Origin of the sequence: Paraburkholderia diazotrophica, assembly GCF_900108945.1 — a bacterium.
GTDB lineage: Bacteria > Pseudomonadota > Gammaproteobacteria > Burkholderiales > Burkholderiaceae > Paraburkholderia > Paraburkholderia diazotrophica.
This window is the reverse complement of the sequence record NZ_FNYE01000002.1, coordinates 415,023-433,396: the sequence shown is the minus strand read 5'-3', so window position 1 is coordinate 433,396 and position 18,374 is coordinate 415,023. Positions and strand designations below refer to the sequence as shown.

Below are 18,374 nucleotides of genomic sequence, written 5' to 3'. Positions count from 1 at the left end.
CGAAGATCCGTGCTCGGGTTGAGCACGTGTTTGCTGTGGTCAAGCGCCTGTGGGGCTTCACGAAGGTGCGCTATCGCGGTCTGGCGAAGAACGCCAATCGCGCCTTCGTCGCGCTGGCGTTGACCAACGTCTATCTCTCGCGCAGACGATTGATGGCACAGGTCCGCCCGTAATGGGCGAAATGCGGGCCGAAGGCCCGTACGCAACGCCCTGGTGGGCAGGAAAAAACAAGCGGAAAGCTTCTCTCACGATCAATCTGCCTCTGTTTGCGCCCGAATGGATGAAAACAACGGCTTGTTCAGCGTTGCCCTAAACGTCACATTTACGCCTTTTGCTCGGGCTGACGCAGACGGATGTGCAGTTCGCGCAGCTGGCGCTCGTCGACTTCGCTCGGCGCTTGCGTGAGCAGATCCTGCGCGCGCTGCGTCTTCGGGAACGCGATCACGTCGCGGATCGAATCGGCGCCCGCCATCATCGTGACGATGCGGTCCAGACCGAATGCAATGCCGCCGTGCGGGGGCGCGCCGTATTGCAGCGCGTCCAGCAGGAAGCCGAACTTCGCGCGCGCTTCTTCTGCGCCGATCTTCAGCGCGCGGAACACCTTGCTCTGCACGTCTTCCTGGAAGATACGCACCGAACCGCCGCCGATCTCCCAGCCGTTCAGCACCATGTCGTATGCCTTCGCGAGGCAGCGGCCCGGGTCCGTTTCCAGATATTCGAGGTGCTCGTCCTTCGGGCTCGTGAACGGATGGTGAGCGGCGACGTAGCGGTTTTCCTCTTCGTCGTACTCGAACATCGGGAAGTCGACGACCCACAGCGGCTTCCAGCCCGCTTCGACGAGGCCGTTCGCCTTGCCGAACTCCGAGTGGCCGATCTTCAGGCGCAGCGCGCCGAGGCTGTCGTTCACGACCTTCGCGCGATCCGCCGCGAAGAAGATGATGTCGCCGTCCTGCGCGCCCGTGCGCTCGATGATGGCCGCGATGGCCGCGTCGTGCAGGTTCTTCACGATCGGGCTTTGCAGGCCGTCACGGCCCTTCGCCACTTCGTTGACCTTGATCCACGCGAGACCCTTCGCGCCGTAGATGCGCACGAATTCCGTATAGCTGTCGATATCGCCCCGCGACAGCTCGCCGCCCTTCGGCACGCGCAGCGCCGCGACACGGCCGTCCTTCGTGTTGGCCGGCGTGCTGAACACCTTGAAGTCGACGTCCTTCATCGCGTCCGTCAATTCCGTGAACTCGAGCTTCACGCGCAGGTCCGGCTTGTCCGAGCCGAAGCGGCGCATCGCTTCCGAGTACGGCATCACGGCAAACTTCGCGTCCAGCTCGACGCCGATCGTTTCCTTGAACACATGGCGCGTCATGTCTTCGAACAGATCGCGGATTTCCTGCTCGTTCAGGAACGACGTTTCGCAGTCGATCTGCGTGAATTCCGGCTGACGGTCGGCGCGCAGATCTTCGTCGCGGAAGCACTTGGTGATCTGGTAGTAACGGTCGAAGTTCGCGACCATCAACAGCTGCTTGAAGAGCTGCGGCGACTGCGGCAGCGCGAAGAACTGGCCCGCGTTCACACGCGACGGCACCAGGTAGTCGCGCGCGCCTTCCGGCGTGCTCTTGGTCAGCATCGGCGTTTCGATATCGATGAAGCCGCGCGAATCGAGGTACTTGCGCACTTCCATCGCGACGCGGTAACGCAGACGCAGGTTGTGTTGCATCTGCGGACGGCGCAGGTCGAGCACGCGATGCGTGAGGCGCGTGGTTTCCGAGAGATTGTCGTCGTCGAGCTGGAACGGCGGCGTGACGGATGCGTTCAGCACGGTCAGATCGTGGCACAGCACTTCGATCTTGCCGCTCTTCAGGCCGGCGTTCGTCGTGCCCTCCGGACGGTTGCGCACGACGCCCTTCACCTGGACGCAGAATTCGTTGCGCACGCCTTCGGCCGTCTTGAACATCTCAGCGCGATCCGGATCGCAGACGACCTGAACGAGGCCTTCGCGGTCGCGCAGGTCGATGAAGATAACGCCGCCATGGTCGCGGCGCCGGCTCACCCAGCCGCACAGCGACACAGTTTGACCCAGGAGGTGTTCGGTCACCAGACCGCAGTATTCAGATCTCATCGACATGATGTTTGTCTTTCGTTTTGCATGGGTTGAACGGCGCGCGCCAAACGGATGGCCGAGTGGTGCGCGCCGGCATTACATGGGTGGCTCGACGGTCGTGCGGCGCTCCCCCAACGGCTGATGCGTGGGCGAGGACGGGGCGACGACGCCCATCGAGACGATGTACTTGAGTGCGGCGTCGACGGTCATGTCGAGCTCGATTACTTCGCTTTTCGGCACCATCAGGAAGAAGCCGGACGTCGGGTTCGGCGTGGTCGGCACGTAGACGCTGACGTGGTCTTCCTTCAGGTGGTTGACGACGTCGCCGCCGGGGATGCCCGTCAGAAACCCGATGGTGTAGGACCCCTTGCGCGGGTACTCGATGAGCAGCGCCTTGCGGAATGCGTTACCGCTCGACGACAGCAGCGTATCGGACACCTGCTTGACGCTGGTGTAGATCGGACCGACGACGGGAATGCGCGCAACGATCACTTCCCACCAGCCGACCAGCTTCTGCCCAACGAAGTTCTGCGTCAATAGACCGACGACGAAAATGAACGCGAGGGTCAGCACTGCGCCAAGTCCGGGCAGGCGGAAGCCGAGCAGCCGCTCGGGCTGCCACGAACGGGGCAGCAACAGCAACGTCTGATCCATCGTGCCGATGATCAGGCCGAGCACCCACAGCGTGATGGCGAGAGGCACCAGCACCAGAAGGCCCGTCAGGAACACCGATTTGAGCGTCGTCTTTTTCGTCGTCATGTGTATCGTCAGAAATCCGCACGAACCCCTTGCGCGGCGTCTACTTCACCGTGGAGCGGCGAACCGGCTACGCGCCCGAGCTGCTTGCCGCGGCGGGCGCTGCTGCGGGTGCCGCAGCCGGCGCGCCCGTGGAGGCCGCGCTGTCGGACGAAGCCGCCTCCGGCTTGGTCTCGGTCTTGTCAGCCGCTGCGCCCGAACCGTTGCCGGTGCTGGAAGCGGCGCCCGAATTGCCGCCGCGGAAGTCCGTGACGTACCAGCCCGAACCCTTCAACTGGAAGCCGGCGGCAGTGACCTGTTTGCGGAACGCATCGGCTCCGCACTCCGGGCATTGCGTCAACGGGGCGTCGCTCATTTTTTGAAGCACGTCCTTCCCGAAGCCGCATGACTCGCAACGATAAGCGTAGATCGGCATGATCTTGTCCCTACAGAAATCTTGTGAACGCTTGCAAAGCCTTGAATTATAGCCGCAAACGCCGGGCCGCCCCGGAATTCCAGGGGAAACAGCCGGCATAGCCATAACGTCTGCAAATGAGGGCGATAGTGCCGCGAATCAAGCCTTTGTAGCGCCGCGCCGACGCCATGTCAGCCAGCGCTCCCGGCCGGCAAAGACGGCGATCGAATCGTTGACGGGCTCGTCTTCCGTCAGCTCGAAATGGGGCGCGAGCAGGGCATCGAGCTCGGCGCGCTCGATGCCGAACGGCGGCCCTTTCGGCGTCGCGCCGATGAAGAAGAAACCGGCGAGCAATCCACCTACCGGCAATAGCGCGGCCATGCGCGCCACGTACTCGTCGCGCCGCGAAGGCGGCAGCGCGCACATGAATGCCCGCTCGTAGATCCAGCCTGGCTCGAAAGGCGGCTGATAGGTGAAGAAGTCGGCGACTTCCACGACGTCGGCGTGCGCGCCGAGTTGGGCGCGTGCGGCTTCGACCGCATTGGCTGCAAAGTCGATTGCGCGAACCGGCCAGCCCCGTTCGGCAAGCCACCACGCCTCGTACGCGCTCCCGCAGCCGGGAATCAAGACGGGCATCGGCGCGTGCCGCTCGACGAACGCCTTGAACGATGCCGGCACGCCTGCCTGATCCCACGGCATGTAGCCGCGCTCGAAGCGCTCGTCCCAGAAGCCGGGCGCGTTCGGATCGCGGTTTTCGAATTCCGGCGCACCGGGAGGAACGGTTGGCCTGGAGTCGCTCATCGGCACACCTCGAAATGGGGAGTTCAGTAGCCGCCGTACGCGATGCTCAGCCACGCGCGAGCCAGCATCGCACCGACACCCACGGCCACGCCGAACATCAACAGCCCTTGCAGCAGTCGGTTCGTGCGCTTCTGCTCGAGCAGGATCTGGCGAATGGTGTCGTCGTTGATGCCGCGCTGCTGCGCGTCGTGACGCTGCGCGAGCACGTGATGAATCAGCCGCGGCAATTGCGGAAGCGTCTTGCTCCATTGCGGCGCCTCGATCCTGAGCCGCTCGTACCAGCCGCGCACGCCGACCTGCTCGTTCATCCAGCGCTCCAGATACGGCTTCGCCGTCTTCCAAAGGTCGAGTTCCGGGTCGAGCGAACGGCCCAGCCCTTCGACATTGAGCATTGTTTTTTGCAGCAGCACCAGTTGCGGCTGGATTTCAACGTTGAAGCGGCGCGACGTGGAGAAGAGCCGCATCAGCACCTGGCCGAGCGAGATGTCTTTCAGCGCGCGGTCGAAATACGGCTCGCAGACCGCGCGGATCGCGCTTTCCAGTTCTTCGACGCGTGTCGTCGGCGGCACCCAGCCGGATTCGAGGTGCAGTGTCGCGACGCGGTGATAGTCGCGCTTGAAGAACGCGAGAAAGTTCTGCGCGAGATAGTTCTTATCGAAGTCCGACAGCGCGCCGATTATGCCGAAATCCAACGCGATATAGCGCCCGAAATGCGCGGGATCGAGACTCACCTGAATGTTGCCCGGGTGCATGTCCGCGTGAAAGAAGCCGTCGCGGAAAACCTGCGTGAAGAAAATCTCGACGCCCTCGCGCGCCAGCTTCGGAATATCGACGCCCGCCGCGCGCAGCGTATCCACCTGGCTAATCGGCACGCCGACCATGCGCTCCATCACGAGCACATTGGCCGTGCAATATTCCCAGTACATCTCCGGGACAAGCAGCAGATCGAGGCCCGCGAAATTGCGCCGCAACTGGCTGCCGTTCGCCGCCTCGCGCATCAGGTCGAGTTCGTCGTGCAGATATTTATCGAACTCCGCGACCACCTCGCGCGGCTTCAGGCGCTTGCCGTCCGCCCACAGGCGCTCGGCCCATACGGCGAGATCGCGCAGCAACGCAAGGTCCGAATCGATCACGGGCAGCATGTTCGGCCGCAGCACCTTGACGGCGACCTGCTTGCCCGCGTGCTCGCCCGTCTTCAGGGTCGCGAAGTGAACCTGCGCAATCGATGCGCTCGCCACGGGCACGCGCTCGAAGTCGTCGAAGATCGAATCGACGGGCGCGCCGAGCGACTTTTCGATGATCGCGATCGCGACGTCCGAATTGAACGGCGGCACCTGATCTTGCAGCTTCGCGAGTTCGTTCGCGATGTCGGGGCGAAGCAGATCGCGGCGCGTCGACAGCACCTGGCCGAACTTCACGAAAATCGGCCCGAGACTTTCGAGCGCGAGACGCAGCCGCAGCCCGGGCGGCTGGTCGAACTTGCGGCCGATCGTGGTGATCCGCAGCAGCAACCGCACGCGGCGGTCGTTGATGCGGCTCAGCATCATCTCGTCGAGGCCGAACCGGATGACGGTAAAGAAGATCTTGAGGAAACGCAGGAAACGCATGACTGAGCCCGATGACTAGCGCGTGCCGCGCGACGTGGCGGCGCCGCCCGGCGTATGCGCGCCGCGGGCTTCGACCTTCTGTTCAAGACGCTCGATGCGTTTCTCGACGCGCGCGAGCGCATCGCGCGCGCGAGCCAGCTCGACGTTGAAATCGTCGAGCGCGGCGCGGCGCACCAGTTGCGGGTTTTCGTCGAGCAGATATTCGGCCACCGATTCGAGCAGATTGCGGCCCGTGCGCAGCGCGTGATCGCCGACCGTGCGCGCCACCGACGCGATCCGCCACGCGGGCCCGTCGCCGATCAGCTTCGCCAGGTCTTCTTCGGGCTCCCAGCGCAGATGCTCGGCGAGCTTGGCGATCACCGTCGCGAACTCCGCATCGCCTTCGATCTTCACGTGCTTCATTACGGCCGCCTGGCCGCCTTGCAGGAACGCGGGCGCGGCATCGGCGGGCACGGAGACGGTGACGTCGAACGCGTGCGCTTCGCTTTCGTCGACGGCGCTCAGATAGCCGTCAGGCTGGACCAGCAGAATCAGCGTGACGGGAGGGCACGAGAGCCGCGCGGTCTTGCCGGCATACGGGGTGAGACGTTCGCGCGCCCACGTTTCGCGAGCGAGCAGATGGTTGACGGCAGCAGCGAAGGGCTTGGCGGCAAAGGTCATCGGAAGTTGAAAGAGAAAACCCGCGCCGGCGACTGCCGACGCGGGTTCCTATTGTAACGTCCGTTCGCTTCGCGCCTTGCTCTGCCGAACGGCTAATCCTTGACGGAATATCAGTGATGATTCACTTGCTGGATGCCTGCGAGCAGCCAGCCTTCGCCCGTACGGGTCGACTTCGACAGGTTCCAGATTTCCTCGAACGGCTCGGCCGCGCCGCCCATCGTTTCGCGGATCAGGCCATGAAAGCGCACGCTCGCGAAGTACTCGCTGCCGCGATCTTCGACGCCGAGCAGATCGGCGTCCAGCTTCACGACATCGGTCTGGTTCTTCTCGGCGCCGCGCGAAGCCAGATCGACCTTCACTTCGGCGAACATTTCGGGTGTCGTGAACTCCCGGATGTCGTCCATGTTGCCGGCGTCCCACGCTGCCTGCAGGCGCACGAAGTAGACCTTCGCGTTACGCAGGAACGCTTCGGAATCGAAGCCGGCGGGTACGGCGGGCGCGGCGGCGACTTCCGGCGTCGTCAGCGGGTTGCCTTGCGGCGCGAGGTATGAGCCCGACGGCGGCGCCGTATAGCGCGGCTCCTGCGAGTAGCCCGTGCCGCCCGCGTTCAGCGTCGGCGAACTGCCGGCGTAAGCGGGCGCCGATGCATCGCGCTTGCGGCCGAGGAACTTGCGGATCAGCCAGATCGCGACGAACGCGATCAGCGCGACGACGATCAGGTTCGCCATCATGCCGGCGAACGCTTCGCCAAGACCGAAGTGCGACAGCAGCGCCGCGATGCCCAGACCCGCCGCGAGACCGGCGATCGGCCCCAGCCAGCGCGAGCGGTTGGGCTGCGGCGCGGGCGTGGGCGGCGGCGTGGCCGGACGCTGCGACTGCATGCCCTGCGCCGGCGCGCCGGGCGACTGTGAAGGCGACGGCGCCGTCTGCTGACTCGGTTGGGTGGTGTTGGACTGGCGCCCGAAACTGCGGCCACCGCCCATGCGTTTTGCTTCGGCATCGAGCGAAGTCAGCGTGCCGACGGTGATCAGGCCGACCATCGCGATCAGTCCGATTCTCCTCGCCCACGACCCCTTAGCCTTACAACGAGATAACAGATTCGAATCCGACATTTTCGCAATTTCCTTTAAAAACGAGAAGTTAGGGACGCTAGTATTTGGTCCCGATATGTAAAGCTACCACGCCAGCTGACAAATTGTAATATTTGACGGCGTCGAGGCCAGCTTGTTCCATCATCGTCTTCAAAGTTTCCTGATCCGGATGCATGCGGATCGATTCAGCCAGGTAGCGGTAGCTGTCAGCGTCCTTCGCGAAGCGCTCGCCGAGCCACGGCAGCACCTTGAACGAATAGACGTCGTACGCCTTCTTCAGCGGGTCCCACACTTTCGAGAACTCCAGCACGAGCAGCCGCCCGGCCGGTTTCAGCACGCGGCGCATTTCCGCGAGCGCCATGTCCTTATGCGTCATGTTACGCAAGCCGAATGCCACCGTGACGACATCGAAGTAGTTGTCCGGAAACGGAATCTTTTCGGCGTCGCACAGCAGCGTCGGCGTAATGATGCCTTTGTCGATCAGGCGGTCGCGGCCGACGCGCAGCATCGATTCGTTGATGTCGGTATGCCACACTTCGCCCGTCTCGCCTGCCTGTTTCGCGAACGCTTTCGACAGATCGCCCGTGCCGCCCGCGATATCGAGCACCTTGTAGCCGGTCCGCACGTTGGCCTGCGCGATCGTGAATGCCTTCCACGCGCGGTGCAGCCCGCCCGACATCAGATCGTTCATCAGGTCATAGTTGGAAGCGACCGAGTGGAACACCCCCGCCACTTTCTTCGCTTTTTCCTGTTCATCGACTGTCTGATAGCCGAAGTGGGTATTGGTCATCGCGCTTCGTCCTTTCGCGTATTCATTCTGAAAATTGTTTCGCCGCATTCCGGCGGAGGGCAGTGCGGATGGCCGCCCCGCGGATGGCCGCCCCGCGGATGGCCGCCCCGCGGATGGCCGCCCCGCGGATGGCCGCCCCGCGGATGGCCGCCCCGCGGATCGTATCAGTGTCTGTGGCCGTGCGCCGGGCTGGATACGGGCATCGGCGCGTCCCGATCGACGCCCGCTGTCTTAAGTTTGTCGAAATACTCGGCCCAGAGTTCGTCCTGACGGGTCGCGAGGTCCCACAGCAAATCCCAGGAATAGATGCCCGTGTTGTGGCCGTCGGAAAACGTGGGCTGCAGCGCGTAGTTGCCGACGCCTTCGAGCGCGGTGATCGTCACTTCGCGCTTGCCCGTCTGCAACGTCTCCTGGCCGGGGCCATGACCGCGCACTTCCGCCGATGGCGAATAGACGCGCATCAGCTCGAACGGCACGCGGTAGCTCTTGCCGCTCGCATATTGCAATTCGAGCACCCGCGATACGGCATGAACGACGACGCCAGTAGGCACCGGCGTATCGGATTTCAATCCACTCATGATGACCTCAGGCGAGAGCTTGTTCGATTTCGCCGCGTACCGCTTCGCGCAGCAGTGTCGCCTGCGCGCGGCGCTGGGACAGCAGCGTTTCGGATACCGTCCGCTGGCGCGGCGCCCAGATGGGCAGCGGGAAATGTGCGTCGTTGGAGAAGCGGGGGATCACGTGCCAGTGCACATGCGGCACCTGGTTGCCGAGGCTCGCCAGGTTCACCTTGACGGGTTGCAGAATGCGCCGGATCGCGCGCTCGACCGCGTAGACCACGCGCATCACGTGGTCGCGCTCCCCGTCGCCGAGATCGGAGAACTCGGCCACATGCCTGTTCCAGATCACCCGACAAAAGCCGGGATAATCGTGTTCGTCCGCGAGGACGACACGTAGCGTGTCGTCCTGCCACAGTACGTCGCCGCCGTCTTCACGGCAGAAAATGCAGTCCATCGTCGACCTCGAGCGAAACCCCATATCGCGCCATTAGACCAGCACGCGCTCGATTCCGCCATTGTTCGCGCGCTGGACGTAGTCGGCCATCCAGTCCTCGCCGAGCACGTGCCGCGCAATTTCGACGACGATGTAGTCCGCTTCGATGTTCGCGTCTTCGTTGTAGCGCGACAGCCCTTGCAGGCACGACGGACAGCTCGTGAGAATCTTGACGTCCGCCGCACCGTCCGCACCGGTTGCACCATTCGGCTGCGGCCCGTCACCCGCCTTCAGCACCGAACCCGGGTGAGCACCCGCCGCGCCCGCTGCCGCGTTCGCCATATTGATTGCGTTAGAGCCGGCGTCGGCCACGACGGGAATGCCGCGCAGTTTCGCCGCGCCCTTGCGGATTTCCTCTTCCTTGCGGAAGCGCACCTGCGTCGAAATATCCGGACGCGTGACAGCAAGCGTGCCCGACTCGCCACAGCAGCGATCGTTCTTCTCGATCCGGTAGCCGTCGTTCTTCTCGGAACCCATCAGTTCGTTGACGAGCTTCACCGGGTCGATCGTCTTGATCGGCGTGTGGCACGGGTCGTGGTACATGTAGCGCGTACCCTTCACGCCATCGAGCTTGATGCCCTTCTCCAGCAGGAATTCGTGGATGTCGATGATCCGGCAGCCCGGGAAGATCTTGTCGAATTCATAGCCGGCCAGCTGGTCGTAGCACGTGCCGCACGATACGACCACCGTCTTGATGTCGAGATAGTTCAGTGTGTTCGCGACGCGGTGGAACAGCACACGGTTGTCGGTGACGATCTGCTCGGCCTTGTCGTATTGGCCCGAACCGCGCTGCGGATAGCCGCAGCACAGATAGCCCGGCGGCAACACCGTCTGCACTCCCGCTTCCCACAGCATCGCCTGGGTCGCGAGACCGACCTGCGAGAACAGACGCTCCGAGCCGCAGCCCGGGAAGTAGAACACCGCTTCCGAATCGACAGACGTCGTCTTCGGATTGCGGATGATCGGCACGATCTTGTTGTCCTCGATGTCGAGCAGCGCGCGCGCGGTCTTCTTCGGCAGGTTGCCCGGCATCTTCTTGTTGACGAAGTGGATCACCTGCTCGACGACGGGCGGCTTGCCCGTCGTCGCGGGAGGATGAGCTGTCTGCTTCTTGACGATCTTCTTCAGCACTTCGTTGCCGAGGCGCTGCGCCTTGTAGCCGACGCCCATCATCGCGGTGCGCGCGAGATTGATGGTCTGCGGATTGGTCGCGTTCAGGAAGAACATGCCCGCCGCGTTGCCCGCGTTGAACTTCTTCTTGCCCATCTTGCGCAACAGGTTGCGCATGTTCATCGAGACGTCGCCGAAGTCGATCTTCACCGGGCACGGCGTTACGCACTTGTGGCACACGGTGCAGTGATCGGCGACGTCGTTGAACTCGTCCCAGTGCTTGATCGACACGCCGCGGCGCGTCTGCTCTTCGTACAGGAACGCCTCGACCAGCAGCGACGTCGCGAGAATCTTGTTGCGCGGGCTGTACAGCAGGTTCGCGCGCGGCACGTGCGTCGCGCAGACGGGCTTGCACTTGCCGCAGCGCAGGCAGTCCTTCACTGAATCGGCGATCGCGCCGATATCGGACTGCTGCATGATCAGCGACTCATAGCCCATCAGCCCGAACGAAGGCGTGTACGCGTTGCGCAAGTCCGCGCCGTCGAGCAGCTTGCCCTTGTTGAAGCGCCCTTGCGGATCGACGCGCTGCTTGTACGCGCGGAATTCGCCGATCTCGTCTTCCGTCAGGAATTCGAGCTTCGTGATGCCGATGCCGTGCTCGCCGGAGATCACGCCATCGAGCGAACGCGCAAGCTTCATGATTCGCGCCACCGCAGTGTGCGCGTCCTGCAGCATCTCGTAGTTGTCGGAGTTGACGGGAATGTTCGTGTGAACGTTGCCGTCGCCCGCGTGCATGTGCAGCGCGACGAACACGCGGCCGCGCAGCACCTGCTTGTGAATCGCCTGCGCCTCGTCGAGGATCGGCTTGAACTCGCCGCCGTTGAAGATCTGCCGCAACTCAGCGCGAATCTCCTGCTTCCACGACACGCGCACCGTCCGGTCCTGGACGATGTGGAACACGTTCGCGTCGGGTTGGTCATCGACACGATCCGCGAATTTTTCCGCAAGACCCGCATAGCCGAGTTGCACGAGATAGTGCTGCGCCTCGCGCAACGACAGATCGAGTTTGTCGCGCAGGAATTCCCAGCGCTTCTTCACACGGCCTAGCAGTTCGAGCGCCTGCTGCACGCGGTCTTCGAGCAGCTCGGCGCTCGGGATCTCGTTCGCGTCGTCGGTCTTGCCGAGGGGAAGCTTGCCGCTTCGGAAGAACACTTCGAGCGCGTCGACCAGTTGCAGCTTGTTCTTGATCGACAACTCGATGTTGATGCGCTCGATGCCGTCCGTGTACTCGCCCATCCGGTTGAGCGGAATCACGACGTCTTCGTTGATCTTGAACGCGTTGGTGTGCTTCGCGATCGCGGCCGTGCGGCTGCGGTCGAGCCAGAAGCGCTTGCGGGCCTCGGCGCTCACGGCGACGAAGCCTTCGCCGCTCTTGCCGTTGGCCATGCGGATCACTTCCGATGTCGCGGTGGCAACTGCATCGGCGTCGTTGCCGACGATATCGCCGATCAGCACCATCTTCGGAAACGCGTTGCGCTTGCTCTTCGTCGCGTAGCCGACGGCGCGCAGATAACGCTCGTCGAGGTGCTCGAGGCCGGCGAGAATCGCGCCGCCCTGCTTCGACGTTTCGAACAGATAGTCCTTGATTTCGACGATGCTCGGAATCGCCTCGCGCGCCTGGCCGAAGAACTCCAGGCAGACGGTGCGCGTATGCGCGGGCATCTTGTGCAGCACCCAGCGCGCCGACGTGATCAAGCCATCGCAGCCTTCCTTCTGGATGCCCGGCAGCCCGGCGAGGAATTTATCGGTGACGTCCTTGCCGAGCCCTTCCTTCCGAAAGCGCCGGCCTTCGATCTCCAGCAGTTCGGTGCGCAAGAGCTTTTCGCCGGGCGCGTGCTCACCGTCGAACCACTTCAGTTCGAAGCGCGCGACGGGAATGTCGTGAATCTTGCCGAGGTTGTGGTCGAGCCGTGTGATTTCCAGCCAGTTCCCTTCCGGATCGACCATGCGCCACCACGCGAGATTGTCGAGCGCCGTGCCCCACAGCACGGCCTTCTTGCCGCCCGCGTTCATCGCGACGTTGCCGCCGATGCACGATGCGTCGAGCGACGTCGGATCGACGGCGAACACGTAGCCCGCCTGCTCGGCCGCTTCCGTCACGCGGCGTGTGACGACGCCCGCGCCGGAGAAGATCGTCGGCACGTTGTGCGCAACGCCGGGCATTTCCGTCAGTTCGACGGCGCCGAGCTGTTCGAGCTTCTCGGTGTTGATGACGGCGGAGAACGGCGTGAGCGGCACCGCGCCGCCCGTGTAGCCGGTGCCGCCGCCACGCGGAATCACCGTGAGGCCAAGCTCGAAGCACGCCTTGATGAGGCCGGCGATTTCGGCTTCCGTATCCGGCGTGAGGACGACGAACGGATATTCGACGCGCCAGTCGGTCGCGTCCGTCACGTGCGAGACGCGCGCGAGGCCATCGAAGCGGATGTTGTCCTTCTGCGTCCGGCGGCCCAACACCTTCGTCGCGCGGCGGCGCAGGTCGGCCATCTTGTCGAACTCGCCTGCGAATGCATCGACGGCGCGGCGCGCGGCGGCGACCAGCGTTTCGACGCGCGCGGCGCGACCGACGCCCGCTTCGTCGCCATGTTCGGTCAGATCGGCGCGGCGGCGCTTTTCGATTTCAGTGAGACGGTGGTTCAGCGCCTCGATCAGCAGCGTGCGGCGCTTCGGGTTGTCGAGCAGATCGTCCTGCAGATAAGGATTGCGGCGCACAACCCAGATGTCGCCGAGCACTTCGTACAGCATGCGCGCCGAGCGGCCCGTGCGGCGCTCCGTGCGCAGTTCGTCGAGCGCGGCCCAGGCTTCGTCGCCCAGCAGGCGAATGACGATTTCGCGGTCGGAGAACGACGTGTAGTTGTATGGGATTTCGCGCAGACGCGGTTCGGTATCGGCGACGACGGTGGCGGCGGCGCCGTGCGGATCGAAAACTTGAGGTGCGTTCATGTTTGGACGACTCGGTAGGTCAGCGACGCGCGCTCATCGAACATTCGGCGAAAAGGCGTGCTGACGGTGCGCGTGGGGCGCAATGCTGGAAATCTTTCTATAGTGTGCGAAGCCTCGACCGGCGGCCTGTGCCCGGGATCGCCGGGGACATGGCGAGAACGTGGATGGCCGGTCGCGTCGCGGCGCTCAGATATAGCTACACGATCGTGCATGCCGCACGTGCCGCTGCGCCGCGGGGCGAGCCTCACGCGGGACGGGCATCAAATGGGCGATCCGAGGCTGCCAATGCATCATCTGATCCTTTTCCAAAACACAATTCTACCGCATGATCCCCGCGCGCGTTGACGCCCGGATGTCCGCGCGACAAGCGTTTGCGCGTCAGCCTGCCAGAATTCGCCGCGAAACTGCCAGACGGCGACGCGCCCGAAATGCATCGTCGTCCGCATCAGGCCGCGCCGGATTTTCCGACCGTCCGGTCGGCTGGCCGGCAGCATCGCTACGGCGAAACCGCACGGCCGAATGCCGGATCAGGCGCGTCGGGGCAGGCCGTTGGCGCTATCATTGATCTTTTCCCGTCCCATAAAAGCGCACCGCGCGTGATCCGCATGGCTTCCCACGACTATCTGAAGAAAATCCTCACCGCCCGCGTCTACGACGTCGCGCGTGAGACCGAACTCGAACATGCGCGGAATCTGTCCGAACGGCTGCGCAACCCGATTTACCTGAAACGCGAGGACAACCAGCCCGTCTTCTCGTTCAAGGTGCGCGGCGCGTACAACAAGATGGCGCACATTCCCGCCGACGCCCTCGCGCGCGGCGTGATTACGGCTTCGGCGGGCAATCATGCGCAAGGCGTTGCGCTGTCGGCGGCCCGCATGGGCGTGAAGGCGATCATCGTCGTGCCCGTGACGACGCCGCAGGTGAAGGTCGATGCCGTACGCGCGCATGGCGGCCCGACTGTCGAAGTCGTGCAGGTGGGCGAATCGTATAGCGACGCCTACGCGCACGCAGTGAAGCTGCAGCAACAGCAAGGTCTGACGTTCGTGCATCCGTTCGACGATGAATACGTGATCGCCGGCCAGGGCACGGTCGCGATGGAAATCCTGAGCCAGCATCAGGCGCCGATTCATGCGATCTTCGTCCCCATCGGCGGCGGCGGTCTTGCGGCGGGCATCGCGGCGTACGTGAAATCGGTGCGCCCGGAGATCAAGGTGATCGGCGTGCAGACAGAGGACTCGTGCGCGATGGCGCAATCGCTGAAGGCGGGCGAGCGCGTGACGCTGAACGAAGTCGGCCTGTTCTCGGACGGCACGGCCGTGAAGCTCGTCGGCGAAGAGACGTTCCGCCTGTGCCAGGCGTATCTCGACGACGTGCTGACGGTCAACACCGACGCGCTGTGCGCCGCGATCAAGGACGTCTTCCAGGACACGCGCAGCGTGCTGGAGCCGGCGGGCTCGCTGGCCGTCGCGGGCGCGAAGCAATATGCGGAACGCGAAGGCATCGAGAACCAGACGCTGATCGCCGTCACGTCCGGCGCGAACATGAACTTCGACCGGATGCGCTTCGTCGCGGAACGCGCCGAGGTGGGCGAGGCGCGCGAGGCCGTGTTCGCCGTGACGATTCCCGAAGAGCGCGGCAGCTTCAAGCGCTTCTGCGAACTGGTCGGCACGCGTAGCGTCACCGAATTCAACTACCGTATTGCGGATGCGAAGTCCGCCCATATCTTCGTCGGCGTGCAAATCCGCAACCGCGGCGAGTCGGCGCAGATCGCGGGCGCATTCGAGGAGCACGGCTTCGCGACCGTCGATCTGACGGGCGACGAACTATCGAAGCAGCACATCCGCTACATGGTCGGCGGACGCTCGCCGCTCGCGCACGACGAGCGCCTGTTCCGCTTCGAGTTTCCTGAGCGGCCGGGCGCGCTGATGAAGTTCCTGTCGTCGATGGCGCCGAACTGGAACATCAGCCTCTTCCACTACCGGAACCAGGGCGCGGACTATAGCTCGATCCTCGTCGGGATTCAGGTGCCGTCGGCGGAAGACGCGCAATTCGCGCGCTTCCTCGCGACGCTCGGCTATCCGTACTGGGAAGAGACGGCGAACCCGGTGTATCGACTGTTCCTCGCCTGACTCATGTCCATTGACGCATGTTCATTTAACGCATGGCCTTTTCGCTGAACGACAAGCTGGTGGTGGCGATCTCCTCGCGCGCGCTGTTTGATTTCGAGGAAGAGAACCGCGTGTTCGAGGATGGCGATCAGCGCGCCTACGAAGGGCTGCAGCGTGAGCGGCTGAACGTGCCGGCCAAAGCCGGCGTCGCGTTTTCGCTGATCCGCAAGCTGCTCGCGCTGAATGCGGGCGCGCATCGCGTGGAAGTGGTGATACTGTCCCGCAGCGATCCCATCAGCGGCTTGCGCGCCTTCAGTTCGTGCCGCGAACATGGGCTTGCCATCGAGCGCGGCGTGTTCACGCGCGGCCGCGCGCCGTTTGCGTATCTGAAGCCGCTGAATGCGTCGCTGTTTCTGTCCGCGAATCAGGACGACGTGCGCGATGCGCTGGCGGCAGGATTTCCCGCTGCGCGCGTTTTGCCCGAATCGGCGAAAATGGCGAGCAAGTACCCGGACGAAATCCGCATCGCGTTCGACGGCGACGCCGTGCTCTTTTCGGACGAAGCGGAGCGCGTGTTTCAGCGCGATGGCTTGCGGGCATTCGTCGGTCATGAGATCGACAACAAGGATTTGCCGCTCGCCGACGGACCGCTGAAACCTTTGCTGCAAGCACTGCATCGCTTGCAGACGCTCGCCGACGAAGCCGCGCCGATGCACATCCGCACGGCCCTCGTGACGGCGCGCTCGGCACCCGCGCATGAGCGCGCGATCCGCACCTTGATGGCCTGGAACATTGAAATCGACGAAGCGATGTTTCTTGGCGGGCTCGACAAGAGCGCCTTTCTGCGCGAGTTCGAGCCGGACTTTTTCTTCGACGATCAAATTCGCCACTGCGAATCGGCCCGTGACGTGACAGCGATCGGGCATGTCGTGAGTGGCATCGTGAATGCAACATGACACCCGAACAATCTCCGCTGGGCAAACCGGCCACTTATACCGAACAGTACGACGCCACGCTGCTCTTTCCGATTGCGCGGAAAAATGCGCGCGACCAGATCGGCATCGGCGCGACGTTGCCTTTCTTCGGCACGGACATCTGGAACGCGTATGAGCTGTCGTGGCTCAACGCGCGCGGCAAGCCGCAGATTGCGATTGCGACTTTCTACATTCCGGCCGATTCGCCGAATATCGTTGAGTCGAAATCGTTCAAGCTGTATCTCGGGTCTTTTGCGCAGACTTCATTCGATTCGATCGACGTCGTGCGTGATGCGATCAAGCGCGATGTGTCCGCCGCGTGTGGCGCTTCCGTGTCGTTGCATCTCTATCCGCCCGCGGAGTTTTCGAAGCTCGGGCTCGATGAGTTCGAAGGGACTTCGCTGGACCGGCTCGATCTCGATGCCGAGATTTATCAGCCGGATGCAGGTTTGCTGAAGGCGGCGCTGGATGAAGCGCCTGTCGAGGAGACGCTGTTCTCCAATCTGCTGAAATCCAATTGCCCGGTAACGGGGCAGCCGGATTGGGGCTCCGTGCAGATTCATTACGTCGGGCCGCAGATCGATCACGCTTCACTGCTTCGGTACATCATTTCTTATCGGAACCATACAGGGTTCCACGAGCAGTGCGTCGAGAAGATCTTTACCGATGTGCTGAAGATCTGTCAGCCGGTGAAGCTGGCCGTGTATGCGCGCTATACGCGGCGCGGTGGGCTCGATATCAATCCGTTCCGCACGAATTTCAATCTGCCGATGCCGGATAATTTGCGTACCGCGCGGCAGTGATTTTTTTCTGTCTGCGACACTGTTTTTGCATTTTCGCTGGCATCCGCGTTGCGCCTTCGCGGCGCGGGCGTTGCCCCTGTGCGGGGCGGCACTCACTTTCTTTGCCGCCGCAAAGAAAGTAAGCAAAGAAAGCGGGCTCACACCGCCAGTGCTTGACGTATACCCACGGGCTCTCAACGTCCCCGTCCTTCACACGGCAGCACGCAGGCTTATGTTCGTTGCCAGCGCTCTACCTAAGCGCCTCACCCGCTTCATACCCCCGAGCTGAAGCGCGCGGCATCGAATATTCCCACGCCCCTTTGCGGCAAACTGTGTGTAGGCATTCGCGCCGCACAGGACACCGTCGTGACGCGATGCGGCGCCAAGTTCGGGCGTTGCCCTTTACGACGCAGCAGCCTCATTCACTACCGACATGCGGTGCTAAAGCGTTCGATACCCTTCGTTGTGCCACGCGTGTATGAAGCGGGTGAGGCGTTGAGCCAGAGCGTTGGCAACGAATGCAGGCCCGCACATTGCCGCACAAAATACGGGGACGTCGAGAGCCCGTGGGTATACGTCAAGCACTGGCGGTGTGAGCCCGCTTTCTTTGCTTACTTTCTTTGCGGCGGCAAAGAAAGTGAGTGCCGCCCCGCACAGGGGCAACGCCCGCGCCGCGAGGCGCATCGCGGATGCCAGCGAAAAGGGCAAAGCAAATGCATCGCCGATGCCCGCGATAAAGGCAAACCAAACCTCAACCCGCAGGCTTCTTATAAGCAACGCAATCGACTTCGACCTTGCAGTCGATCACCATCGACGAAACGACACAAGCACGCGCAGGCGGATTCGCACCAAAGTACTCCTTGAACACCTTGTTGAAGGAAGCAAAATCGCGCGGATCGTCGAGCCACACCCCGCAACGCACGACATGCTCAGCCCCGTATCCCGCCTCGGTCAGAATAGCGAGCACGTTCTGAATCGCCTTGCGCGATTGCTCGACGATCCCGCCGTTGATCACTTCGCCGTTCTCCATCGGCGTCTGCCCCGACACGAACAGCCAGCCATCCGCTTCGACTGCACGCGCGAACGGCATCACCTGTCCGCCCGTGCCTTTGCCACCTTCAACGCCATAACGCTTCATCGTTCAACTCCT

General features: G+C 63.2%; 16 protein-coding genes. 4 read left to right on the top strand and 12 right to left on the bottom strand.

Features of this window, described 5'->3' with window-relative positions:
* On the top strand, positions 1–173 hold a 173-nt coding region (locus tag BMW76_RS04665), incomplete at its 5' end, for a transposase (RefSeq protein ID WP_143062205.1).
* Between the two features lie 149 nt (positions 174–322).
* On the opposite strand, the gene aspS is transcribed toward BMW76_RS04665, so the two are convergent.
* The 11 genes from aspS to BMW76_RS04605 form a co-directional block, all read right to left on the bottom strand.
* Positions 323–2,122, bottom strand: a complete 1,800-nt coding sequence (gene aspS / locus BMW76_RS04660; RefSeq protein ID WP_090863553.1) for an aspartate--tRNA ligase — start codon at positions 2,120–2,122, stop codon at positions 323–325.
* A gap of 72 nt (positions 2,123–2,194) precedes the next feature.
* Entirely contained in the window at positions 2,195–2,857 is a 663-nt protein-coding gene (locus BMW76_RS04655; protein ID WP_090863550.1) for a DUF502 domain-containing protein, read from the bottom strand.
* A 67-nt stretch (positions 2,858–2,924) separates the two neighbouring features.
* Positions 2,925–3,269: an FmdB family zinc ribbon protein gene (locus BMW76_RS04650; RefSeq protein WP_090863547.1), complete on the bottom strand. Its 345-nt coding sequence runs from the start codon at positions 3,267–3,269 to the stop codon at positions 2,925–2,927.
* A gap of 138 nt (positions 3,270–3,407) precedes the next feature.
* Positions 3,408–4,049: a class I SAM-dependent methyltransferase gene (locus BMW76_RS04645; protein WP_090863544.1), complete on the bottom strand. Its 642-nt coding sequence runs from the start codon at positions 4,047–4,049 to the stop codon at positions 3,408–3,410.
* Between the two features lie 23 nt (positions 4,050–4,072).
* On the bottom strand, positions 4,073–5,656 hold the full coding sequence (gene ubiB, locus BMW76_RS04640; protein ID WP_090863542.1) for a ubiquinone biosynthesis regulatory protein kinase UbiB: 1,584 nt from the start codon (positions 5,654–5,656) through the stop codon (positions 4,073–4,075).
* Positions 5,657–5,671: 15 nt separating this feature from the next.
* Complete coding sequence (locus tag BMW76_RS04635; protein WP_090863540.1) at positions 5,672–6,316, bottom strand: ubiquinone biosynthesis accessory factor UbiJ; 645 nt, start codon at positions 6,314–6,316, stop codon at positions 5,672–5,674.
* A 110-nt stretch (positions 6,317–6,426) separates the two neighbouring features.
* A complete protein-coding gene (locus tag BMW76_RS04630; protein ID WP_090863537.1) occupies positions 6,427–7,428 on the bottom strand; it encodes a Tim44 domain-containing protein in 1,002 nt (333 codons plus the stop codon).
* A gap of 37 nt (positions 7,429–7,465) precedes the next feature.
* Positions 7,466–8,197, bottom strand: a complete 732-nt coding sequence (gene ubiE, locus BMW76_RS04625; RefSeq protein WP_090863535.1) for a bifunctional demethylmenaquinone methyltransferase/2-methoxy-6-polyprenyl-1,4-benzoquinol methylase UbiE — start codon at positions 8,195–8,197, stop codon at positions 7,466–7,468.
* Between the two features lie 164 nt (positions 8,198–8,361).
* The gene (locus tag BMW76_RS04615) at positions 8,362–8,775 is read right to left on the bottom strand and encodes a gamma-butyrobetaine hydroxylase-like domain-containing protein (protein WP_090863532.1); all 414 of its coding nucleotides are present in this window, start codon (positions 8,773–8,775) and stop codon (positions 8,362–8,364) included.
* Positions 8,776–8,782: 7 nt separating this feature from the next.
* Positions 8,783–9,211 (bottom strand): HIT family protein, encoded by a 429-nt coding sequence (locus BMW76_RS04610; RefSeq protein WP_090863529.1) that lies wholly within the window; start codon positions 9,209–9,211, stop codon positions 8,783–8,785.
* A gap of 33 nt (positions 9,212–9,244) precedes the next feature.
* Entirely contained in the window at positions 9,245–13,360 is a 4,116-nt protein-coding gene (locus tag BMW76_RS04605) for a DUF3683 domain-containing protein (RefSeq protein WP_090863526.1), read from the bottom strand.
* Positions 13,361–13,965: 605 nt separating this feature from the next.
* Here BMW76_RS04605 and ilvA point away from each other — a divergent pair.
* Genes ilvA through queF form a run of 3 tightly spaced genes read left to right on the top strand, consistent with a single transcriptional unit; the run spans position 13,966 to position 17,245 of the window.
* Positions 13,966–15,489, top strand: coding sequence for a threonine ammonia-lyase, biosynthetic (ilvA, locus tag BMW76_RS04600; RefSeq protein ID WP_090863619.1), 1,524 nt, complete (start codon positions 13,966–13,968; stop codon positions 15,487–15,489).
* A gap of 32 nt (positions 15,490–15,521) precedes the next feature.
* Positions 15,522–16,424, top strand: a complete 903-nt coding sequence (locus BMW76_RS04595; protein WP_090863521.1) for a 5'-nucleotidase — start codon at positions 15,522–15,524, stop codon at positions 16,422–16,424.
* Complete coding sequence (gene queF / locus BMW76_RS04590) at positions 16,421–17,245, top strand: NADPH-dependent 7-cyano-7-deazaguanine reductase QueF (RefSeq protein WP_090863518.1); 825 nt, start codon at positions 16,421–16,423, stop codon at positions 17,243–17,245. Before BMW76_RS04595 ends, queF begins: the two co-directional genes overlap by 4 nt.
* A gap of 730 nt (positions 17,246–17,975) precedes the next feature.
* Here the strand turns inward: queF and BMW76_RS04585 are convergent.
* Entirely contained in the window at positions 17,976–18,362 is a 387-nt protein-coding gene (locus tag BMW76_RS04585; protein ID WP_090863515.1) for a RidA family protein, read from the bottom strand.
* Positions 18,363–18,374: the final 12 nt, after the last annotated feature.